Origin of the sequence: Arthrobacter russicus (genome assembly GCF_031454135.1) — a bacterium.
GTDB classification, from domain to species: Bacteria; Actinomycetota; Actinomycetes; order Actinomycetales; family Micrococcaceae; genus Renibacterium; species Renibacterium russicum.
The window spans coordinates 128,900-150,233 of the sequence record NZ_JAVDQF010000001.1 but is presented as its reverse complement, the minus strand read 5'-3'; the positions used below and the strand labels follow the sequence as shown (position 1 = coordinate 150,233).

The following is a 21,334-nucleotide window of genomic DNA, read 5'->3' as shown; positions in this document are numbered from 1 at the left end:
CCTGCGCCATGCCCTGCGGGCAGCACTGCGAGAACACTTTGGCTGGGCGAGAAGACCAGTCTTCTCGCCCAGCCAAAGTGTTCTCGCTTACGGCAAATACCCAGCTGCCGGATCTGCCTAGGCCAGCAGCGTCGGCTTGAGCGCCTGCAAGCGGCCAAGCAGCCCGTTCACGAACTGCGGCGACTCGTCGGTGGACAGCGTGCGTGCGAGTTCCACCGCTTCGCTGACCGCTACGGCATCCGGCACGTCATCGTTGTAGAGCAATTCCCAGGCACCGATCCGAAGCACGATCAAATCCACGGCCGGCATCCGCTCGAGGGTCCAGCCCTGGGCGTACGTCTGCAGGAACTCGTCGATTTCTTCCTGTTTCTGCGCCAATCCGTCGAGGATTTCCACCGTGTACGGATTGATCACCTGGTCGGTGCTGTCCCGACGGCGCTGCAGAGCGTCCGCGGAATTGCCCGGGCGCTGTTCGGTTTCGAAGAGAATGTCCAAGGCCCGGCGGCGCGCTTTGCTCCGGGCGCTGGTTCCAGATTTTTCCGCCACGATCAGTCGTTGACCCGACCAAGGTAGCTGCCGTCGCGGGTGTCCACCTTGACCTTGGTGCCCTGCTCGACGAACAACGGAACCTGGATCTCATAGCCGGTTTCAAGCGTGGCAGGCTTGGTGCCCGCCGACGAGCGGTCGCCTTGCAGGCCCGGTTCGGTGTAGGTGATCACCAGGATCACGGACGCCGGCAGTTCCAGGTACAACGGAGTGCCTTCGTGCAGCGCGATGTTCACATTCTGGTTCTCGAGCATGAAGTTCACTGCATCGCCCACAGTGGCACCGGGCACCGTGATCTGGTCGTAGTCCTGGGTGTCCATGAAGACGAAATCTTCGCCATCCTGGTACAGGTACTGGTAATCGCGACGGTCCACCGTGGCGGTTTCGATCTTCAGACCTGCGTTGAACGTCTTGTCGACGACCTTGCCGGAGAGCACATTGCGGATTTTGGTACGCACGAAAGCGCCGCCCTTGCCCGGCTTCACGTGCTGGAATTCGATCACGTTCCAGAGCTGACCGTCGAGGTTCAGCACCGTTCCGTTCTTGATGTCATTGGTTGTTGCCATGGTGTCTCTCCCGCCTCGGCGATGCGCCGCTGACGCCGGAGCGCAGCATGATTGCATCGTGCATGTTCAGAATGTCAAAAATCCAGCATTGATTCTACCGCGTTTCTGCGGCCGGATCTGCCGGGCCCGACCACCGGCCGCAGTATTACGCGACCGAAGCCGTGCTTTCCGACAGTTCCCGTGCTCTCTGCAAGGCTACTGTCGAAGAGTAGATCAGCGCGGCCGACGCCCCGGCGGCAACCCGCAAGTCCAGGGCCGAGGCGAAATTCCCGGCCGCGGACTGGTATTTCCCGGCCCGGAAATATGCCCGGCCCAAATGCTGCCGGACGCTGGCCTCCGACGCTTGCCCGCGCTGTTCTTTGGCCAGATACTGCAGCAAGCGAATCGCCCGATCGGTATCGTTGACCGAGGCCGCGACATCGGCTTCCAGGACCTGCAGGCGCAGCGAACCCGGATCCGCCATGCGCAGTTCGGCGACCAGTTCCGCGGCCTCGTTGCTCCGACCCCGGGCCAGCAGCACGAATACCCGGTCACCGGGGTCCGGCGCCGCATTCAGGGCCGCTTCGCACAGCTGATCGTCGATCACTTCGCTGCGCAGGCTGTCCGGATTGAACGATATTCCGGGGAAATAGGAACTCGGCCAATCCGGGAATCTGGCATCCGGCCGGCTCAGTCCATCGCGTGCTGCGTTCATGAATTCCACTCCCACTGCCTATTCGGCGATTTCCTGATAGGCCGCAAAAAGCAACGAGGTATCCGGCACCTCCAGAATGCCGGGTTTGGCCAATCCGTCCAGCACCACGAAACGCAGCAGATCGCCGCGGGACTTCTTGTCCCGCCGCATCCCGTCCAGGAGCCCCTGCCACCGGTCGCGCCGGTAGCTGGTCGGCAGCCCCAGCCCCGCCAAGACGCTCCGGTGCCGGTCGGCGACCTCGTCGGAGAGCCGGCCCACGCTGCGCGACAGCTCCGCCGCGAACATCATGCCGACCGAAACCGCTGCACCATGCCGCCACGAATAGCGCTCCACCAGCTCGATCGCATGGCCCAGGGTATGCCCGTAGTTGAGATACTCCCGCTGGCCGGATTCTTTCAGATCGGCCGAGACCACGGTGGCTTTGACCGCGATCGCCCGCTCGATGAGCTCGCGAAGTTCGGCCGAAGCGGGGTCTCGGACTGCCTCCGGGCGGGACTCGATCAGATCCAGGATCGCCGGATCCGCAATGAATCCGCATTTGACCACTTCGGCGAGGCCGGAGACCAGTTCGTTCACCGGCAGCGTGCCCAAAGCATCCAAATCGGCCAGCACCGCCGCGGGCGGGTGGAAGGCACCCACCAAGTTCTTGCCTTCGGCGGTATTGATCCCGGTCTTGCCGCCGACCGCGGCATCGACCATCGCGAGCAGGCTCGTAGGCAGGTGCACGACTCGGACGCCGCGCAACCAGGTGGCCGCCACGAAGCCCGCCAAATCCGTGACTGCGCCGCCGCCGACCGAAACGATCGCGTCCGAGCGGGTGAAGTCGTTTTGGCCCAGCACCTGCCAGCAGAATCCGGCGACCTGCAGGTGCTTGCCTTCTTCACCGTCCGGGATTTCCGCGGTCAGCGCCGTGAATCCGGCCGCAGCGAGATCATCCCGGACTGAGTCGCCGGTCAGCCGGAGCGCCCGCGGGTGCACCACCAGCACCCGCCGGACCCGTTCGCCGAGCAGCTCCGGAAGCTTGGCCAGCAGTCCGCGGCCGACGACGACGTCGTAGTTTTCCGCAGGCTGGCCACCGGTGACTTTGATGATGGTGGGCGATTCGCTCACTGGACTTCCTTGCCGGGTCGATTTTCCAATAACGTCATGAGTTCGGTTGCCAGGACTTCCGGGCTGCCGTCCCGGACATCCAGGGTCAGATCGGCCAGCCTGCGGTAGACCGATTCCCGATCCGCGAATACCTGGCTCCAGCGTTGCACCGGATCCTGGTCCGCGCTCTGCAGCAGCGGCCGGTTGCCGCCGCGCTTGATTCGTTCCCGCACCGCGTCGGCATCGGCTTCCAAGAACACCACGGTGCTTTGCCCGAGCAATTGCTGGGTGCCGGTGTCCAGCACCGCGCCGCCGCCCAAGGAGAGCACGTACTGATCGCGACGGGCCAGCACGGACGCGATGATCCGGGCTTCGACCTCCCGGAACCAGCGTTCGCCATAGGAGCTGAACGCGGCCGGAATGGGCCCGTGTTTCTCCTCGAACAGCTGATCCGAATCCAAGAATTCCCGACCCGCCAACCGGGCCAGCTGTGCTCCGACCGTGGACTTCCCGACCGCCATCGGGCCGATCAGCACGATGCTGCGGTGCGCGGGCAATCGATTCACAGCGGTTGGGAGCCCAGGGCTTGCGGGATGTTCGCCAGATAAGCCGCCAGGTTCCGGGCGGTTTCGGGCAGCGAATCGCCGCCGAACTTCTCCAGGACGGACTCTGCCAGCACGAGTGCCACCATGGCTTCGGCGACCACCCCGGCTGCCGGGACCGCGCAGACATCGGAACGCTGGTGATGCGCCTTCGCCGGCTCACCGGTAGCCACGTCGATGGTGCGCAATGCGCGCGGCACCGTGGCGATCGGCTTCATTGCGGCACGCACCCGCAACACATCGCCGATGCTCATCCCGCCTTCGATGCCCCCGGCCCGGTTGCTCATCCGGCGGACTGCGCCGTCGTCGTCCTTGACGATCTCGTCATGGGCCGCAGTGCCCCGCCGTTGCGCGGTTTTGAACCCGTCGCCGACTTCGACGCCCTTGATCGCTTGGATTCCCATCAGCGCTCCGGCCAGTCGGGAATCGAGTCGCCGGTCCCAGTGCACGTAGCTGCCCAAACCCGGCGGAAGGCCGTAGGCTAGAACCTCGACCACGCCGCCGAGCGTTTCGCCTTCCTTGTGCGCCGCATCGACCTCGGCCACCATCGCTCCGGAGGTCTCCCGGTCGAAGCATCGCAACGGATCGGCATCCAGGGCGAGCACATCGGCTGCCTCCGGCAATGCCGTGCCTTCCGGCACCGCTACGGTGCCGACCGCAACGGTGTGGCTGACCAGGGTGATGCCGAGCTGGTCCAGGAATCTGGCCGCCACGGCACCCAATGCGACGCGCATGGCGGTCTCCCGGGCGCTGGCCCGTTCCAGAACCGGGCGGGCTTCATCGAAGCCGTACTTCTGCATTCCGGTGAAATCCGCGTGCCCGGGGCGCGGCCGGGTCAATGGCGCGTTCCGGCCCTGGCCTGCCAACTCCGCCGGGTCCACCGCGTCGGCGGACATGATCTGTTCCCATTTGGGCCATTCGGTATTGCCGACGGTGATCGCGACCGGGCCGCCCTGGGTACGGCCGTGCCGGACGCCGCCGAGCAGCTGCACTTGGTCCTGTTCGAATTTCATCCGGGCACCACGGCCATAACCGAGCCTGCGGCGGGCGAGTGCGGTTTGGATGTCCTGGGTGCTCAATTCGATGCCGGAGGGCAGACCCTCGATGATCCCGGTCAGTGCCGGGCCATGGGATTCACCGGCAGTAAGCCAACGCAACATAGGTACATCCTGCCATGAACCCAGGGCTCGCTCAGCGCTCAGGCAGCCCGATTGAGTCGCACATCACATTGATGACGTCCTCGCGTCCAGCCAGGTCGCAGCCGCTGAACGCCGCCACCTGTGCCACCGCTTGGTAGAGCAGCATTTCCAGTCCGGAAACCACTGCGCCGCCGGACTCCGACCAGACGTGCGCCAACCGGCTCGGCCAGGGATCGTAAGCCACATCCAGCAGCAAGTTCGACCCGCGCCCGGTGCCGCGCAAAGCTTCCGCAAGCGGATCGGCGACACCTGGCGGCAGCGTGCTGATCACCAGTTCCGCGGCCCCGGCCCCGGCGCCGGTGACCGGATCCGCGGCCTCTGCGAACGGCCGCAGCGTCAATCCCAGTCCCAGCACAGCCGCGAGCTCGGCCAAGTCGCCGCCCTTCGCCGGGTCCCGGAGATAGACATCGGCACGCTGGCAATCCAACTGCTTCAGCGCTGCCAAAGCCGCACGTGCCGTGCCGCCGCCGCCGATCAGGGCGGCGTGCTGCACGGAGGCGACTCCGGCGTGCCGCAGTGCGTGCACGATGCCGATGATGTCGGTATTGCGGCCGAGCAGCCGGCCGTCGGCCGGGTCCACCAGCACCGTGTTCAACGCCCCGGTACGCTGCACATCTGCGTCCCTGGCGTCGACCAGAGCGAGCATCGACGCCTTGTGCGGCATGGTGACTGAAATCCCGGACCAGTTCTGCTCGGCGCGGATCTGCGCCACGAAATCGGCCAAGTCGGCCGGCGCCACCTCGATCAACCGGTAATCGATGTCCGCACCGAGCGCACGATAGGCGGCACGGTGCAGGGCCGGGGACTTCGAATGCGCGATCGGCTGCCCGATCACCGCTGCTTTCAGCTGCATCTTCCGCTGTTCGCCTGGCACCAGGCCTGGTACTTGAGCACATTGGCGTTGTGTTCCGCCAAGGTCGTCGCGTAGAGCGTCTCACCGGTGTCCAAGTTGACGGTGACCCAGAAGTAATAAGGATTCGCTTGCGGTTTGGCGGCTGCTTCCACGGCCTTCACCTTGGGCGAGCCGATCGGCCCGACCGGCAGGCCGGCCTTGGCGAACGTGTTGTAGGGATTGCTGGTGTCCAGCTTCTGCGCGGCGGTGATGTTGTACGTCTTGATATTGAGGCCGTAAGCGACCGTCGCATCGGATTCCAGTCGGCCACCGGTTTCGCCCGCAGGATTGTTCAACCGGTTCGCAATCGCCCCGGAGATCATCGGATAGTTCTGTTCGTTGCCTTCGGCTTCGATGATGCTCGCGATGGTCAGCACTCGGTACTGCTGGGCCGGATCGGTAACCCCGGCGTCGGTCAGTTCCTGCTTCGTGGTGTCGATCAGCTTGGTCAGGATCTGCTGCGCGGTGGTTCCGGTGGGGAAGATGTACTCCCCCGGGGCCAGATACCCTTCGAGCGACGGAGCCTGGGCGGGCAAGCCCAGCGCGGTCGGGTTCTTGGCCAGTTCCACGAATTCGTTCACCGGAATCTGGGTTGCTTTCGAGAGCACATCGAAGACTTCGTTTTGCCGGAGATTCTGTTGGATCGGGGCGTAGTGCACCTTCTGCTGCGAGGCGGTGAGCAAGACCTGGACCGCATCGGTGGCTTTCATCTGCAACTTGAACGGATAGACCCCTGGTTGCAGGCTGCCAGTCGCGTTCGCGGCATTGAGCGCATCGATGAACGCCGCCTCGCTGGCCACCACCCCTTTGCCCAGCAGATCCGAGGCGACCAGGCGGCCGGTGGCGCCGTCGGGCAGGGTGTAGACGACCAGCCCCTCGCCGGGCCCGGCATAGTCCTTGGCCGGGTCGATGTTCAAGATCGGCCGGATCGCTTGGAAGGCCAGTACGCCGGCGACCACGAACACCACGAGCACCAGGAACATCACCACGCTCCGGCGGCGGCGCTTCACCTTCCGCGACGTCCGCTGCTGCCGTCGCGACGGCGCCACCCCAGGCGCCGGCTGATAGCTCAGCTGATCGGTGGTCCCGGGGTGCGCGTGGTCATTGCCCTCGTCCGAGAAAATCGGGTTCATCGCCCGCCCTCGGCCGCATCAATGCGAATACTGATGATGCTTTCCTCACTGTCCACCATCGCCTTCCGACCGGGATTCACCCGGACGGGGCCCGGCAGCCACAGCCTCCCCCACTGCGCAGCCGATGGACTTTTCCATCTCCAAAGCGTGCTGCAAGATTCCGGCAGCCGCCACTTGATCCACTACTTTACGTTGTTCGCGCCCCGTCATGCCAGCGGCACGCAACTGCTGATGGGCACTGATCGAGCTGAGTCTTTCATCGATCAAACGGACTTCCGCGGTCGAACCGGCGTCCTGGAGCATCCCGGCAAGCTGCTGTGCCAGCTCCCGGGCCAAAGCCGCCGAGCCGCTTTCGCCGCCGCGCAACGTCTGCGGCAACCCGACGTAGACGGTCACTGCGGACAATTCAAGAGCATCCTTCACGATCACGCGCAAATCGGAGTTGCGCTTCGGATCCCGTTGCACGGTCCGCAAAGGCGTCGCCAGGATCCCCTCGGGATCGCACTGCGCCACCCCCATCCGGACCGTGCCGACGTCGACGCCGAGCCGGACTCCTCGGGAGGCCATCAGATCGCGTCCACGGCCTGCCGGATCGCCGCCAGGGCTGCCGGTACCTGCGCGGGGTCGCTGCCGCCGCCCTGGGCCACATCGTCCTTGCCGCCACCGCCGCCGCCGAGCACTCCGGCAGCGATCTTGACCAGTGCGCCGGCCTTCACACCCGCACTGCGTGCGGCCTCGTTCGTGGCGACCAGGACCAGCGGCCGGCCGCTGGCGGTCCCGGTCAAGGCGACGGCGGCTGCAGCCGAGCCGAGCCGCTCACGCAGATCCAACGCCAGCGAACGCAGGTCGTCCGCCGAGGCCACCTGACCGGCGTCGTGCGTCAACAGCGAAATCTTGCCCGCCTGCTGCGCCGTGCCGGCCAATCGGCCGGCTGCGGCAGTCAGCTGCTCTTTGCGCAACCGGTCCAGTTCCTTCTCCGCAGCCCGGAGTTTCGCGAGCGTCGAACCGATCCGGTCGGCGAGTTGGTTCGACGGCACCTTCATGAGTTCGGTGAGCTCGGTGACCAAGGCCCGTTCGGCGGCCAGATGCCGGAAGGCGTCCATCCCGACGAAGGCCTCGACCCGGCGGTTGCCCGAGCCGACGGACTGTTCGCCCAAAAGCGTCAGGCTGCCGATCAACGAGGTCGTGTCGACGTGCGTGCCACCGCAGAGTTCCCGCGACCAGGCGCCGTCGATTTCGACGACCCGGACCCGGCTTCCGTAGTTTTCCCCGAAAAGCGCCATCGCACCGAGCGCCTTGGCTTCCTCGATCGGCATCTCGCTCGTCTGCACCGCGTAATTGTTGCGGATGGCCAAGTTGGAGACCTCTTCGATCTCGGAACGGGTCGCGGCGCTGAGCCCCTCGCCCCAGGCGAAGTCGAAGCGCAAATAGCCGGCCTTGTTGAAGGAGCCCCGCTGCAACGCTTCCGGACCCAGGATCTGGTGCAGTGCGGCATGCACGATGTGCGTGCCCGTGTGCGCCTGCTCCGCGGCGTGCCGGCGTTCCCGGTCCACTGCGGCGCGCACCACGGCGCCTTCCGGCAGCTCCCCTTCGCGCACGATGGCTTTGTGCACGCTCAGGCCCTTGACCGGCCGCTGCACGTCCAGCACCTCGACCACGAAGCCGTCGCCGGTGATCAGACCGGTATCCGCTGCCTGGCCGCCGGCTTCGGCGTAGAACGGCGTCTCGGCCAGGACCAATTCGATTTCTTCGCCCTGCCCGGCTTGGGAGACCGGCTGCCCGCCGGCCAGGATGCCGCGGACCGTGGACTCGCCGTCCAATTCGGTATAGCCGGTGAATACCGTCTGGCCCTGGGCCAGCAGATCGTTGAAAACGCTCAGATCTGCGTGCGCGCTCTTCTTCTCCCGCGAATCGGCCTGGGCACGCTGCCGCTGCTCCAGCATCAGGGCACGGAACCCGGCCTCGTCAACGCTGAGGCCGGCTTCGGAGGCCATTTCGAGAGTCAAGTCGATCGGGAAGCCGTAGGTGTCGTGCAAAGCGAAAGCTTCGGCTCCGGACAGCGGCTGGTTCTTGGCTTTCGATTCGGTGACCGCCTCGTCGAGCCGGGCAGTGCCGGAAGCGATGGTCCGGAGGAAGGACTTCTCTTCGGCATAGGCGATCCGGCTGATCCGCTCGAAGTCTTCGGCCACGATCGGGTAAAAACCCTTCATGGCATCCCGGGACACCGGCAAGAGCGTCGGCAGGCAGGGCTTCTCGACCCCCATCAGACGCATGGCGCGAACCGCACGGCGGATCAATCGGCGCAGCACGTAGCCGCGTCCTTCGTTGGACGGCGCGACCCCGTCGGAGATCAGCATCAACGCCGAGCGGATGTGGTCGGCCACCACCCGGAGCCGGACGTCGTCGGCGTGGTGCGGATCCGCCGGATCTTCGGTGGAGGTGTACTCCTTGCCGGCCAGTTCTGCGGCGGCGTCCAGAACCGGACGGACCTGGTCCGTCTCGTACATGTTCTCCACGCCCTGCAGGATCATGGCCAGCCGTTCCAAGCCGAGCCCGGTGTCGATATTGCGGTTGGGCAGATCGCCCGCGATGTCGAAATCGACCTTGCTGCGCACTGCGGACAGCTGGTACTGCATGAAAACCAGATTCCAGATCTCGATGTAGCGGGTCTCGTCGGCCACCGGTCCGCCGTCCAAACCGTATTCCGCGCCGCGATCGTAGAAAATCTCGGAACAGGGTCCACCCGGGCCGGGCTGCCCGGTGCTCCAGAAGTTGTCCGCCTTGCCGGTCCCTTGAATCCGCTCGTCGGGGATGCCGATCTTGTCGCGCCAAATCGCGCGCGCTTCTTCGTCTTTTTCGTCGCCGTCTTCATAGACCGTGACCCAGAGCCGATCCGGGTCCAGACCATACCCGCCCTGATCCTGGGGCGTGGTCAGCAGCTCCCAGGCATAGCTGATCGCCTGCTCCTTGAAGTAGTCGCCGAAGGAGAAGTTGCCGCACATCTGGAAGAACGTGCCGTGCCGGACGGTTTTGCCGACTTCCTCGATGTCTCCGGTGCGGATGCACTTCTGCACGCTCGTGGCGCGCGGCCAGGGCGGGGTCTCCCGCGCGGTCAGATAAGGGATGAAGGGCACCATTCCGGCAATGTTGAAAAGGATCGATGGATCCGCCGAGATCAGCGACGCGGAGGGCACGACGGCGTGGCCCTTGCTCTCGAAGAAATCGAGCCAGCGCTGGGCGATGTCCTGCGTTTTCATGGTGTGTGGTGCCCTTCTGAAGTTTCTTGCTTCGATTAGTTCTTGACGTCCAGGCCGAGCGCGGTGCGCAGCTCGTCTTCACGCCGGCCCATGCCCTCGCGCACCGTGTCGGTGAAGTCGTGCACGCTGTCGCTGAGCCGGCCGACCGCGCGGTTCAAGCCGGCCGGTCCGATGTTCTGTTGCGCTTCGCTGAGTTTGCGCACCGCGATGACGCCGATCGCCACGCCGATGCCCACCCAGAAGATTCTTTTGATCATTCCTTGTGTCTTTCCCTCAAATTGCCCGGCCCGGATCCCTCCGGATTCCGGGTCAGCGGCTCTGCTTGGCTTTGGGCGGATTGTTCTTCCGCCCGGCAAAAGCTTCCCGGACGCCGTAGGAGAAGGCCGCGACCTTGATCAACGGGGATCCCACGGTGGCTGCGATCAACGAGGAGAGCGCGGAAAGGTTCGCGGTGGCATCGGAGACGTTCGAGGTCATGCCGTCCACCTTCTTGAGCTGCTCATTCGTGGTGCTCACGGTTGCCGTCACTTCGTCGATCAACGGCGTGGTGCCTTCGCTGATCGACCGGATCGTGCCACTGAGCTCATCGAAGACCTTGCCCAATTTGAAGACCGGCACGGCCAGGATCGCCACTAGGATCGCGAAGACGCCCGCAGCGATGAGCCCGGCGATGTCTCCACCTGACATGGTGCCTCCAAGGGATAGGTAGCGGAAGTTTCCTCAGAAGTACCTTACCGACTTCTGCGCCCCAAGGGTGAACCAGTCGCTGCCCCGGGGTCGCCCATCCCCCACCCCGGCGCCCGAACGTACACGTGGTGCGGGTGTTTTCCGAAAACACCCGCACCACGTGTACGTTCGCGCGAGTCCCTACGTGGCGAACGGGACTCACCCGGGGCCGGCCGGAGAACGCAAAAGCCCGCGGCGTCGTCGGCCGCGGGCTTTTGCGTTATCGCTGGTTATTGCTTAGCGTGCGTAGAATTCCACGACCAGCTGCTCTTCGCAGGTGACCGGAACTTCGCTGCGCTTCGGGCGGCGCACCAGGCGGGCCTGGAGGCTTTCCAATTTGACGTCCAGGTATCCCGGAACCGCCGGCAGCACGTCGCGGTGCGCGCCAGCCGCGGCGACCTGCAACGGAGCCATGACTTCGCTGCGCGGGTGCACGTGGATGAGCTGGCCTTCGCTGACCCGGAACGACGGGCGGTCAACGCGGGCGCCGTCGACCATGATGTGACGGTGCACAACCAGCTGACGGGCCTGGGCGATGGTGCGTGCGAAGCCGGCACGCAGCACCAGGGCGTCCAGACGCATTTCCAACAGCTCAACCAGGTTTTCACCGGTCAGGCCCTTGGTGCGGCGGGCTTCTTCGAAGACCCGGGTCATCTGGGCTTCGCGGATGCCGTACTGCGAACGCAGACGCTGCTTTTCGCGCAACCGAACCGCGTAGTCGGAGTCCTGCTTCTTGCGGGCCCGGCCATGCTCGCCCGGGCCGTACGGACGGCGCTCGAGGTACTTGGCGGCCTTCGGAGTCAAAGCAATGCCGAGGGCACGCGAAATGCGGACCGTCCGGCGGGCACGTGTGTTGTTAGCCACGGTGTCCTTCCAAATTTCAGCAGCAGAATGAGTTCTGGCCTCCACTGTGGAGAGTTAGGGCTGCTGCGGCCCATCACTGCAACCGCCGGGCATCCTCGCATCGCCAAAGTGATTTGGGAGATTCTGCGAGGCTGGAGCCAGGGCTTGCCAGTTGTGCATCTGTAAACAGTGCAGCGACCAGTTTAGCAGTTCCAGCCCGGTGCAACATCCGCGGGCCCGCTGCATCCGATCACGGCGCAGGACTGACCATGGGTAAGCAAAACGTAAATTTCGCCGCAGCCCGCATATGGAACTCGTAAAATCCGCTTCCAACCGCGCTTCGTGCGGATCTTAATGAAGATATGACCATGCAATTGCCCCGAAGACAGCTGGCGTCCCCGGCACCGGCTTCCGCCACGGAGCCTCCGCTGCCGGACCTCCAGGATTTCGTCTCGCTCGACGACAGCGGAGAGTTCAGCTACCACCCGACTGCGCAGGCGTTGCTCGCCAGCTTCGACGTTCCGGCGGAGGTGGTCTGCATCGTGGACCGGGAAGGCATTGCGCACGGATTGCGCAGCGACCAGAACGGCCGGCTCGGTCTGGGCCGCGCGTTGGGCCGGGTGGATTTTCACTGGCTGCGGCAGACCTGGCTGCGCACCCAGAAATTGCGCCCGCAGTCTTATCCGCTGCACCGGCTGCCGCCGGCCAGCACCTTTTCCTTGCTCCGCGGCATGTTCGAGGCGCTCCAACTGGAAGCGCATCCTTGCCGTTATCCGCTGCCTTGGACCGTCGCCCTGCCGGATCGGGTCAGCCACCCCTTGGACTTGACCGCGGTGGACCGGCTGCTGGCCGAAGTTCCGGACTTGGCGCAAGTGAGCGTCCAAGACCCGTTCGGCCACCGTTATGCTCCGGTGCGGCATCACACGCACCGGTTCCTCGCCCCGGCAACCGGTTATATCTGCTACGTGGAGAGCCCTAACCGCCTCGAATGATGCCGCGCAGGCGTTCCAGGCGGAGCGCCAAATCACGTTCGGCCCCGTTGCCGGATGGATCGTAGTAGTTCCGGCCGACCAGGTCATCCGGCGGGTATTGCTGTTGCGCCACGCCATGCGGCTCGTCGTGCGAATAGACGTACCCTTTGCCATGGCCCAGCTGCTTCGACCCAGGGTAATGCGCGTCCCGCAAATGCGGCGGGATGATCGTTCCCTTGCCGGCCCGGACGTCCCCGATGGCGGCATTGATCGCCTGGTAGGAGGCGTTCGACTTCGGCGCGGTCGCCAAATGCACCACCGCCTCGGCGAGAATGATTCGGCCTTCCGGCATGCCGATCAGTTGCACGGCCTGGGCCGCGGCGACGGCAGTCTGCAACGCGGTGGGGTCGGCCATTCCGATGTCTTCGCTGGCCGAAATGATCAGCCTGCGCGCAATGAAACGCGGATCCTCACCGGCTTCGAGCATCCGGGCCAGATAATGCATCGATGCGTCCACATCGGAGCCGCGGATGGATTTGATGAAGGCACTGATCACGTCATAGTGCTGATCTCCCGCCCGGTCGTAGCGCACTGCTGCAGCGTCGATGGCCCGCTCGGCATCCGGCAGCTCCAACGTTGCGCCGGTCGCTTCGCCGCCCTCGGCTTCCAAACGTTCAAGGGCGACGCCGGCCGCCGCCTCCAGAGTGGTCAAAGCCCGCCTGGCGTCGCCGCTGGCCAAGCGGACCAAGTGGTCCAGGGCCTCGGGAGCCAGATCCAAGGCACCGTCCAAGCCGCGCGGATCCGCCGCCGCACGTTCCACCAACGCCCGGATGTCGTCATCGGTCAGCGGCTGCAGGGTCAGCAGCAGCGATCTGGAGAGCAGCGGCGAGACCACCGAAAACGAAGGATTCTCCGTGGTCGCGGCGACCAGGACCACCCAGCGGTTTTCCACCCCGGGCAGCAGCGCGTCCTGCTGCGCCTTGGTGAAGCGGTGGATTTCGTCCAGGAACAACACCGTGGTGCGGCCGTGCAGATCCCGCGCGGTCAGCGCTTCGTCCATCACCCGCCGGACGTCCTTGACGCCGGCGGTGATCGCGGAGAGTTCCACGAAGCTCCGGCCCGGCCCGCGGGCGATCACATGGGCCAAGGTGGTCTTGCCGGTGCCGGGCGGCCCCCAGAGGATGACCGACGTCGGACCGGCCGCCGAATCGCTCGAGCCACCGGCCAAACGGCGCAACGGAGAACCGTCGCCCAGCAGGTGCTGTTGGCCGACCACTTCGTCGACGCTGCGCGGACGCATCCGCACCGCCAAGGGGGCCCGGGCGCGGGGACGGGCAGCATCCGGGGCTTGGCCCCCCGGATACTCGAAATCGAACAAATCGCTCACCGACACCACGCTACCGGGTAGCGTGGACAATATGAGCACAGCCCTTCCGCCCGCGGCCCGGACCGCCTGGGTCAGCGCTGATCGGATCGTTGGCTGGGTGGACCGCTTCAACGCCTCGCACGGCGCCTCGAGCATCACCGAGACCGCCGAGCAGGGTTTCGAGCTCAGCGCTGCTGACGGCGCCCGGGCCAGTCTGCAGCCGCCCTGGCCAGTGGCCGGCCGGCCGGGGTCCGGCAGCGGCCCGGCAGCCCGATTGGCCTCGTTGAGCGGCCAGGCACGCCCGATCGGCCTGATTCTGATCCGGCGCGGCGGTTATGCCCTGGCGCTCTGCCGGGAAGGAGCTGTGCTGGCTTCGAAGGTCGGAACCCGGCACGTCCAGTCACGCACGGCGGCCGGCGGCTGGTCGCAACAGCGCTTCGCCCGGCGTCGGGCCAACCAAGCCGACGCCATGATCGAGGCAGTGGCAGCCCATGCAGCCGCGTTACCCCTGCACGAGGCCGAATACCTGGTCCTGGGCGGCGACAAGGCCATGGCGGCCGCGGTCGTCGCCGAACCCGTGCTGCGGCAGCTCGCCCGGCTGCCGCGGCTGGAGTTCCTCGATGTTCCGGATCCGCGGGCCAAAGTCCTCGCGCTCGCAGCGCAACGGGCCTGCAGCGTCAAAATCACGGTGACCGACCCGAGTGGCGCACCGGGCCGGGCCGATCCCGCACAACAAAATCCCGTCCGCTAGTGGAATTCCACCAGCGAACGGGATTTCAGTCAGCGAGATCCGCTCAGGCTTGGGCCGCAGGAGCCTCCACGGCCGGCTTCTTGACCGCGTCGACGCCGGCTTCTTTGCGTTGTTGCGCCGTGATCGGTGCCGGCGCCCCGGTCAACGGGTCGAACCCGCCGCCGGATTTCGGGAACGCAATCACATCGCGGATCGATTCGACGCCGGCCAACAAGGCCACCGCGCGGTCCCAGCCGAAAGCGATGCCGCCATGCGGCGGAGCACCGTATTTGAAGCCTTCCAGCAAGAACCCGAAGGTCTCCTGCTGCGCCGCCTCGTCCAGGCCCATGAGCGCGAAGACCCGTTCCTGGACGTCCCGGCGGTGAATACGGATCGAGCCGCCACCGATCTCATTGCCGTTGCAGACCAAGTCGTAGGCGAAGGCCAAAGCAGCCGCCGGATCCTGGTCGAAGGAATCCAAGAACTCCGGTTTCGGCGCGGTGAATGCATGGTGCAGCGCCGTCCACTCCCCTGCGCCGACGGCGACATCGCCGGAAGCCGTCGCTGCGGCTGCCGATTCGAACATCGGGAAATCGACCACCCACACGAAGGCAAAGGCGTTCGGGTCGATCAGCCCGGTACGGTGCCCGATTTCCACCCGGGTAGCGCCCAGAATCGACCAGGCAGCATCGCGTTCGCCGGCACCGAAGAACACGCAGTCGCCCGGCTTGGCTCCGACCGCCTCGGCAAGGCCGGCCTTTTCGGCTTCGCTGAGGTTTTTCGCCACCGGACCAGTCAGTTCGCCGTCTTCCTGGACCAGCACATAGGCCAAGCCCTTGGCACCGCGCTGCTTCGCCCACTCCTGCCAGCCGTCAAGCGTGCGGCGGGCCTGGGCAGCACCGCCGGGCATCACCACGGCGCCGACGTAGGGCGCCTGGAACACCCGGAAAGTGGTGTCTTTGAAGAACTCGGTGAGATCGGTCAGCTCCAAGCCGAAGCGCAGATCCGGTTTGTCCGAGCCGTAGCGGCCCATTGCCTCCCAATACGGCATCCGCTGGATCGGCGTCGGAACCTCGACATCGATCAGCCGCCACAGCGCGCTGACGATCTTCTCCCCCAACGCGATGATGTCGTCTTCGTCCACGAAGCTGGCTTCGATGTCCAGCTGGGTGAATTCCGGCTGCCGGTCGGCACGGAAATCCTCGTCGCGATAGCACCGGGCGATCTGGTAGTACTTTTCGAATCCGCCCACCTGCAGGAGCTGCTTGAAAAGCTGCGGCGATTGCGCCAAGCCGTACCAGTTGCCGGGGGCCAAGCGGGCCGGCACCACGAAGTCCCGGGCGCCGCCGGGAGTGGACAGCGTCATGGTCGGGGTTTCGATCTCCACGAAACCGTCGGCGTGCAACAGCTCGCGGGCCACCCGGTTGGCTTCGGAACGCAACTTCAGGTTCTTCGCCATCGTGCTGCGGCGCAGATCGAGATAGCGGTGCTTCAGCCTGGCTTCTTCGCCGACGTCGCCGTGGTCATCGAGCTGGAACGGCAACGGAGCGGACTCATTGAGCACCGTGACGGTCTCCGCGACCACCTCGATCTCGCCGGTGGCCAACGCGGCATTGTCATTGCCTTCCGGCCGCCGTTCCACGGTTCCGGTGATCTGCAGCACGAACTCGTTGCGCAGCGCGTGGAAGTCCTGCTCGTCCCGGACCACGATCTGGGCTACCCCGGAGGCATCCCGCAGGTCCAGGAAAGCGACCCCGCCGTGGTCCCGACGGCGGGCCACCCAACCGGTCAGAGTCACGGTTTGTCCGATCAACTCGGCGCTCAAACTGCCGAGGTCATGGGTGCGCAGCACGTTCGTTCCCTTCAAAAGGTCCAGATGGGTTACCGCCAGGCCTCGGGTAGCGGAAAACGTTCCGACAGACCGGCATTATCCACCGAGTTTACCGGTCGGCTGGGCTCCCGACGACCACGCTGACCGCCAGATCGGCCGCCGGCGGCATCCAATTGAGCGGATCCGCCGCCTCCTGATCGCCGCTGCGGATGTCTTTGACCTGGTGCGTGCCGTCCTCGGCGACGAACCAGACGAACGGAATCCCGCGCCGGTCCGCGAATTTGATCTGCTTGCCGTACTTCTCCGCCGCGACCGCGACCTCCGTGGCGATGCCCCGCTCGCGGAAGCCGGCGGCGAGTTCTTGGGCCTGCGGCCAGGCCTCGTCCGAGTTGAGTGCGATGTAGACCACCGTGGGCACCGCCCGGGAGGCCGTGGCGAACTCCTGGCTCAAAATCCGGGCCACCAACCGGCTGACTCCGATGGAAAGCCCGACGCCGGGGAAGATCCGGTTGCCTTTGCGGGCCAGGGCATCGTATCTGCCGCCGGAGCAAATCGAGCCCAGCGATTCGTGGCCCAGCAGAACGGTCTCGACCACGGTGCCGGTGTAGTAGTCCAAGCCCCGGGCGATGGACAGATCCGCTACTACGGTTCCCGGCGCCTGCCGCATGGCCACCCCGAGCACTTCGGCCAGCTCGGCCAGCCCCTCATCGAGCAGGTCGTCGTGCACGCCCAGCGCCCGGACCTGGTCCACGAAGGACAGGTCTTCGGTGCGGATCTGCGCCAGCGCCAAAGCCGCAGCAGCCTGCTCCGCCGTCGCACCGAGCTCGTCCTCGAGCAGCTTCGCCACCGCCTCGGCGCCGATCTTTTCGAGCTTGTCGATGCTGCGCAGCACGCCGGCCGTGTCGGCCAGGCCCAGACCCCGGTAGAAGCCCTCGGCGAGTTTGCGGTTGTTGACCCGGAGTTTGAACGCCGGGATCGGCAGCGCGGACAGCGCGGCGGCCGCCAGCAAGACCAGTTCGACGTCGTACTTGAAAGACAGCTCACCGTCGCCGACGACGTCGAAATCGGCCTGGGTGAATTCGCGCATCCGGCCCTCTTGCGGCCGTTCGCCGCGCCAGGCCTTCTGAATCTGGTACCGCCGGAACGGGAAATCCAGGTGTCCGGCATTTTCCACCACATAGCGGGAGAACGGCACGGTCAAATCGAAGTGCAGCGCCAGAGCGGCGTCTTTGCCGGCATCGTCGTTCTGCAGCCGGGATACCGCATAGACCTCTTTGTCGATCTCGCCCTTGCGCAGCAATTGCGTCACGGTTTCCACAGCCCGGGTTTCGATCGATGCGAAACCGTGCAGCTCGAAGCTGCGGCGCAGCGTGTCGATGACATGTTGCTCGATCATCCGCTCCTGAGGCAACAACTCAGGAAATCCGGACAATGAAGCTTTTCGGGCCATCGGACTCTTACTCCTCCGCGGCGCGCAGGCGCCATTCGATTGCAAAGACAGCCCGGTTCATGGATCTGAACTGGGAATCTACTAAGGTTCTCACAGGACAGCATGAACATCTGGTAAATGAGTAAACTGTCTGCGGCAATTAGTTTAGCCAAGGTGCGGGGCCCTTGCGGCCCCGGACAATTGCCTGGATCGACCCGGTATTTCTTGAACGATGGTGAGGAGCGGCATTGGCGGCGAGCAAACGAGACGCGCGGGAAAGCAAGAAGCGCGTTGCGCAGATGGAGGCGAAGCGGGTGCTTCGCGAGGCGCAGAGCAAGCGCCGCCGCCGGGACAATGTCGTAGGCGCCGTAGCGGCGGTGCTGCTGATCGCCCTGGCCGTGGTCCTGCAGCTCACCGTCTTCGCCAACAATCCCACCTCGGAGCAGTACGCCGCAGCCCAGAACGGTTTGAACTCCTCGGCATCAGCATCAGCTTCGGCGACGCCGAGCGTATCGCTGCCACCGGTGCCCAATCCCTCGGTCGCCGCCGGCAAGACTTTCACTGGCACGTTGACGCTGAATCAGCAGCCGCTCGGGGTCGAGCTCAACGGCACCGCGGCACCGCAGGCCGCTGCGGTCTTCAAAACGCTCGCCGATGCGAACTATTTCAACCAGAAGCCGTGCCACCGATTGACCACCGGAGACTTCGCGGTGCTGCAATGCGGCGCGTTGGACATCGACGGCAAGAGCGACCCGACGTTCAAATGGGGTCCGATCGAGAACGCGCCGGCGGACAACATCTACCCGGCAGGCACCGTCGCGGTCGCCCGGGTCGGCAACGACGCCAACAGCAACGGCACCCAATTCTTCATCACCTACAAAGACACCACCATCCCGGCCGACTCCGCGGGCGGCTACACGGTGGTCGGCAAGGTAACCAGCGGCCTCGATGTGATCAGCCAGATCGCGGCCGGTGGCGTGCAGGGCGGAGCCTCCGACGGCAAACCTTCGACGCCGGTCACGATAGACTCGTTTACGCTCAACTGATGCCCGTCCGATGGAAAGAGTTCTAGCGGTGACCGAACGTCAAGAATCCGACGAAACAGCAATCCCCTCCGAAGCCGCTGCCCACACAGCGGAAGCCGGGCCGGTCGCGCCCGCCGAATCGGGGCCCGCCGAAGCCGTGGCCGAGGAATCCGCAACGGCTGATTCCGCTGCCGAATCCGTGCCGGTTGAATCCATACTGGAACCCGCCGATGCCGCTGCGCCGGCCAGTGCTCCGGCCAGCCCAGCGCAGGCTGCCCCTTCTCCGGCTGCCCCAGCGCCGGCTGCTCCGTCTCCGGCGGCGTTCGCGGCCCGGCCCAAGCCGCAGCCGGCGACCCCCGCGGCACTGCCCGCGCAGAAGCCGGCCGCCCCGGTCGCGCCGCTGGTTCCGAGCACTTCGCTGGCGGAAGCCGCGAAGTTTGGCCGCGCCGAGCCGGACGGCCAGGTGTTCTTGATCCTGGACGGCGAAGAGCTTCCGGTCGGCCAATACCCGGGCGCCAGCCAAGATGAGGCCCTGGCCTATTTCGTGCGCAAGTTCGATGACATCTTGGCGCAGATCGTGCTCTTGGAGCAGCGTGTCGAGGCCAAAGCACCGAGCACCGACATGCCGAAGACCGCAGCGCATCTACGTGGGCAACTCGCCGAGCGGAATGCCGTCGGCGATGTGAAATCGGCCGAGCAGCGCCTGGATGCGCTCGATGCCGGGATCAAGTCGTTGCAACAGGCCGAACGCGCCGAGCATGATGCGGCCCGCGCGGTGGAACTCGCAGCCCGCGAAGCCATTGTCGCCGAAGCCGAGAAGCTCGCCGCCCAGGATCCGGCCACCATGCAGTGGAAGACCGGAAGCACCCGGATGAACGAGCTGTTCGAAAACTGGAAGACCGCGCAAAAAGAGGGCATGCGGCTGGGCCGGGCCACTGAAGAGGGCTTGTGGAAGCGATTCCGTTCCGCCCGCACGGTTTTCGACCGGCACCGCCGGGCTTTCTTCTCCCAGCTCGACAGCACCAATGCCGCGGCCAAGGCCCGCAAGGAAAAACTGATCGCCGAAGCCGAGGCGCTTTCCAGCTCGACTGATTGGGGCGTCACCGCCGGCGAATACCGCCGGCTGATGGACCAGTGGAAAGCTGCGCCCCGGGCCAGCAAGAAAGAGGACGACGCGCTCTGGACCCGGTTCCGCGCCGCCCAGGACGCCTTCTTCTCCGCCCGGCAGCAAGCCAATGAAGCAATCGACGCCGAATACGGTGCGAACCTGGTGGTCAAAGAACAGCTCATCGTCGAGGCCAAGGCGCTGCTCCCGATCAAGGACTTGGCGGCCACCAAAAAGGCCCTGCAATCCATCCGGGACCGTTGGGAAGAGGCCGGCAAAGTGCCGCGCAACGACATGCAGCGGGTAGAAGCCGGGCTGCGCTCGGTCGAAGATGCGGTCCGGAAAGCCGAGGACGAGCACTGGAAGCGCACCGATCCGGAAGCCAAGGCCCGTACCAACAGCGCGCTCTCCCAGCTGGAAGCCACGATCGCATCGTTGCAGGACGACTTGGCCGCTGCACGCAGCAAAGGCGATGCCAAGAAGATCAAGACCACCGAAGAAGCGCTGGCTGCCCGGGAGGCCTGGCTGGACCAGATCCGCCGATCGGCAAACGATCTCGACTGAGTCGCCGCAGCTTGCCTGAACGGGCCGAATCCCAAGTTTTCCACAACTTCGGATCCGGCCCTTTCTGCCTGGCCGGAGAAACGGCAGGCTTGAGCCATGGATTCGCTTCGCATCAGCACCGGTGTTTGGGGCGCCGCGGCCGCCCGACCGATTCCGCCGGCTCCGCATGAATTGATCGTCCCGGGCCGGCTGTTCGCCGACGTCGAATTGGCCGCCCTGCATGCCGACGGCGTGCTGCAACGGGTCTACGGTTCGGGCTATTTGCCGGCCGGAACCGCGGAGACGGCGGAACACCGGGCCTTGGCGATGTCCTTCGAAATCCCGGCCGGTCTGGTGCACAAGGTGATCCTGGGCAGATTCAGCGCGGCCTGGGTCTACGGCTGCGCGGCGAAGCCGCCCCGGGTGACCGCATTGCTGGACCACAAACGCCGGGCCGGTTCGCTGCCGCCGTTCAGCGCACTGCAAATCCATGAAGTCACGCTCGGCCGGTTCGACGTGGTCCAGCTGGCCAGGATCCGGATCACTTCGGTTTTGCGCACCGCCGTCGACCTGGCCTTCCAACGGACGCCCAGCAGTGCCGATTGGCCGGACCCGGCCGCAGTGCTCTGGCAGATCTCCGAGCGCCGAAAACTCGGCTGCCCCTTGGCGTTGGTCCGCAATGCGGTGCAATCCCTGCCCCGGGTTCCGCACAAAAACCGTGCGCTGGCCAGGATTTCGGAGCTGATCGAGCACGGTCCGCCGCCGTCCGGGAGCGGTTCCGGATGAG

General features: G+C 65.5%; 21 protein-coding genes. 5 read left to right on the top strand and 16 right to left on the bottom strand.

All coding sequences use genetic code 11. From position 1 onward, the window contains the following. Positions 1-117: 117 nt before the first annotated feature. The 13 genes from nusB to rpsD all read right to left on the bottom strand — a co-directional run bounded on the left by nusB (position 118) and on the right by rpsD (position 11,568). Positions 118-546 (bottom strand): transcription antitermination factor NusB, encoded by a 429-nt coding sequence (gene nusB / locus JOE69_RS00675; RefSeq protein WP_309795206.1) that lies wholly within the window; start codon positions 544-546, stop codon positions 118-120. A 2-nt stretch (positions 547-548) separates the two neighbouring features. Then, complete coding sequence (gene efp / locus JOE69_RS00670; RefSeq protein WP_296361878.1) at positions 549-1,112, bottom strand: elongation factor P; 564 nt, start codon at positions 1,110-1,112, stop codon at positions 549-551. A 145-nt stretch (positions 1,113-1,257) separates the two neighbouring features. Further along, positions 1,258-1,806, bottom strand: a complete 549-nt coding sequence (locus JOE69_RS00665; protein WP_296361876.1) for a tetratricopeptide repeat protein — start codon at positions 1,804-1,806, stop codon at positions 1,258-1,260. Positions 1,807-1,824: 18 nt separating this feature from the next. Next, on the bottom strand, positions 1,825-2,916 hold the full coding sequence (gene aroB, locus JOE69_RS00660; RefSeq protein ID WP_309795204.1) for a 3-dehydroquinate synthase: 1,092 nt from the start codon (positions 2,914-2,916) through the stop codon (positions 1,825-1,827). Beyond that, a complete protein-coding gene (locus JOE69_RS00655; RefSeq protein WP_309795202.1) occupies positions 2,913-3,461 on the bottom strand; it encodes a shikimate kinase in 549 nt (182 codons plus the stop codon). The genes aroB and JOE69_RS00655 overlap by 4 nt, the downstream gene beginning before the upstream one ends. Continuing rightward, on the bottom strand, positions 3,458-4,657 hold the full coding sequence (gene aroC, locus JOE69_RS00650) for a chorismate synthase (protein ID WP_309795200.1): 1,200 nt from the start codon (positions 4,655-4,657) through the stop codon (positions 3,458-3,460). Before aroC ends, JOE69_RS00655 begins: the two co-directional genes overlap by 4 nt. Positions 4,658-4,688: 31 nt before the next feature. After that, complete coding sequence (locus JOE69_RS00645; protein ID WP_309795198.1) at positions 4,689-5,549, bottom strand: shikimate dehydrogenase; 861 nt, start codon at positions 5,547-5,549, stop codon at positions 4,689-4,691. Continuing rightward, positions 5,540-6,721 (bottom strand): endolytic transglycosylase MltG, encoded by a 1,182-nt coding sequence (gene mltG, locus JOE69_RS00640; RefSeq protein WP_309795196.1) that lies wholly within the window; start codon positions 6,719-6,721, stop codon positions 5,540-5,542. Before mltG ends, JOE69_RS00645 begins: the two co-directional genes overlap by 10 nt. Before the next feature lie 45 nt (positions 6,722-6,766). Beyond that, positions 6,767-7,288: a Holliday junction resolvase RuvX gene (ruvX, locus tag JOE69_RS00635; protein WP_309795194.1), complete on the bottom strand. Its 522-nt coding sequence runs from the start codon at positions 7,286-7,288 to the stop codon at positions 6,767-6,769. Continuing rightward, positions 7,288-9,978, bottom strand: a complete 2,691-nt coding sequence (gene alaS, locus JOE69_RS00630; protein WP_309795191.1) for an alanine--tRNA ligase — start codon at positions 9,976-9,978, stop codon at positions 7,288-7,290. Before alaS ends, ruvX begins: the two co-directional genes overlap by 1 nt. A 35-nt stretch (positions 9,979-10,013) precedes the next feature. Continuing rightward, positions 10,014-10,235 (bottom strand): hypothetical protein, encoded by a 222-nt coding sequence (locus JOE69_RS00625; RefSeq protein WP_309795189.1) that lies wholly within the window; start codon positions 10,233-10,235, stop codon positions 10,014-10,016. A 52-nt stretch (positions 10,236-10,287) separates the two neighbouring features. Beyond that, positions 10,288-10,665: a DUF948 domain-containing protein gene (locus JOE69_RS00620; RefSeq protein ID WP_296361866.1), complete on the bottom strand. Its 378-nt coding sequence runs from the start codon at positions 10,663-10,665 to the stop codon at positions 10,288-10,290. 276 nt (positions 10,666-10,941) lie between these two features. Next, positions 10,942-11,568 (bottom strand): 30S ribosomal protein S4, encoded by a 627-nt coding sequence (gene rpsD / locus JOE69_RS00615; protein WP_309795186.1) that lies wholly within the window; start codon positions 11,566-11,568, stop codon positions 10,942-10,944. 347 nt (positions 11,569-11,915) lie between these two features. Between rpsD and JOE69_RS00610 the strand changes: the two genes are divergently transcribed. Continuing rightward, complete coding sequence (locus tag JOE69_RS00610; protein ID WP_309795184.1) at positions 11,916-12,539, top strand: hypothetical protein; 624 nt, start codon at positions 11,916-11,918, stop codon at positions 12,537-12,539. On the opposite strand, the gene JOE69_RS00605 is transcribed toward JOE69_RS00610, so the two are convergent. After that, entirely contained in the window at positions 12,523-13,896 is a 1,374-nt protein-coding gene (locus JOE69_RS00605; RefSeq protein WP_309801065.1) for a replication-associated recombination protein A, read from the bottom strand. The two genes, JOE69_RS00610 and JOE69_RS00605, sit on opposite strands and share 17 nt — an antisense overlap. A 40-nt stretch (positions 13,897-13,936) precedes the next feature. Here JOE69_RS00605 and JOE69_RS00600 point away from each other — a divergent pair, with 40 nt between their 5' ends. After that, a complete protein-coding gene (locus JOE69_RS00600; protein ID WP_309795182.1) occupies positions 13,937-14,635 on the top strand; it encodes an acVLRF1 family peptidyl-tRNA hydrolase in 699 nt (232 codons plus the stop codon). A gap of 43 nt (positions 14,636-14,678) precedes the next feature. On the opposite strand, the gene aspS is transcribed toward JOE69_RS00600, so the two are convergent. Then, on the bottom strand, positions 14,679-16,466 hold the full coding sequence (aspS, locus tag JOE69_RS00595; protein WP_309795180.1) for an aspartate--tRNA ligase: 1,788 nt from the start codon (positions 16,464-16,466) through the stop codon (positions 14,679-14,681). An 88-nt stretch (positions 16,467-16,554) separates the two neighbouring features. Beyond that, entirely contained in the window at positions 16,555-17,895 is a 1,341-nt protein-coding gene (hisS, locus tag JOE69_RS00590; RefSeq protein ID WP_309795178.1) for a histidine--tRNA ligase, read from the bottom strand. Between the two features lie 227 nt (positions 17,896-18,122). Here hisS and JOE69_RS00585 point away from each other — a divergent pair, with 227 nt between their 5' ends. From JOE69_RS00585 to JOE69_RS00575, 3 genes are all read left to right on the top strand, one after another. Further along, positions 18,123-18,920, top strand: coding sequence for a peptidylprolyl isomerase (locus JOE69_RS00585; RefSeq protein ID WP_296361854.1), 798 nt, complete (start codon positions 18,123-18,125; stop codon positions 18,918-18,920). 28 nt (positions 18,921-18,948) lie between these two features. After that, the gene (locus JOE69_RS00580) at positions 18,949-20,568 is read left to right on the top strand and encodes a DUF349 domain-containing protein (protein WP_309795176.1); all 1,620 of its coding nucleotides are present in this window, start codon (positions 18,949-18,951) and stop codon (positions 20,566-20,568) included. 96 nt (positions 20,569-20,664) lie between these two features. Next, positions 20,665-21,333: a hypothetical protein gene (locus JOE69_RS00575; protein WP_309795174.1), complete on the top strand. Its 669-nt coding sequence runs from the start codon at positions 20,665-20,667 to the stop codon at positions 21,331-21,333. Position 21,334 lies beyond the last annotated feature (1 nt).

Coding starts and splice junctions, on each gene's coding strand:
- efp (WP_296361878.1), bottom strand. CDS start 1,112: ATGGCAACAACCAATGACATCAAGAACGGAACGGTGCTGAACCTCGAC.
- JOE69_RS00665 (WP_296361876.1), bottom strand. CDS start 1,806: ATGAACGCAGCACGCGATGGACTGAGCCGGCCGGATGCCAGATTCCCG.
- aroC (WP_309795200.1), bottom strand. CDS start 4,657: ATGTTGCGTTGGCTTACTGCCGGTGAATCCCATGGCCCGGCACTGACC.
- JOE69_RS00645 (WP_309795198.1), bottom strand. CDS start 5,549: ATGCAGCTGAAAGCAGCGGTGATCGGGCAGCCGATCGCGCATTCGAAG.
- mltG (WP_309795196.1), bottom strand. CDS start 6,721: ATGAACCCGATTTTCTCGGACGAGGGCAATGACCACGCGCACCCCGGG.
- ruvX (WP_309795194.1), bottom strand. CDS start 7,288: ATGGCCTCCCGAGGAGTCCGGCTCGGCGTCGACGTCGGCACGGTCCGG.
- alaS (WP_309795191.1), bottom strand. CDS start 9,978: ATGAAAACGCAGGACATCGCCCAGCGCTGGCTCGATTTCTTCGAGAGC.
- JOE69_RS00625 (WP_309795189.1), bottom strand. CDS start 10,235: ATGATCAAAAGAATCTTCTGGGTGGGCATCGGCGTGGCGATCGGCGTC.
- JOE69_RS00620 (WP_296361866.1), bottom strand. CDS start 10,665: ATGTCAGGTGGAGACATCGCCGGGCTCATCGCTGCGGGCGTCTTCGCG.
- JOE69_RS00610 (WP_309795184.1), top strand. CDS start 11,916: ATGCAATTGCCCCGAAGACAGCTGGCGTCCCCGGCACCGGCTTCCGCC.
- JOE69_RS00600 (WP_309795182.1), top strand. CDS start 13,937: ATGAGCACAGCCCTTCCGCCCGCGGCCCGGACCGCCTGGGTCAGCGCT.
- hisS (WP_309795178.1), bottom strand. CDS start 17,895: ATGGCCCGAAAAGCTTCATTGTCCGGATTTCCTGAGTTGTTGCCTCAG.
- JOE69_RS00575 (WP_309795174.1), top strand. CDS start 20,665: ATGGATTCGCTTCGCATCAGCACCGGTGTTTGGGGCGCCGCGGCCGCC.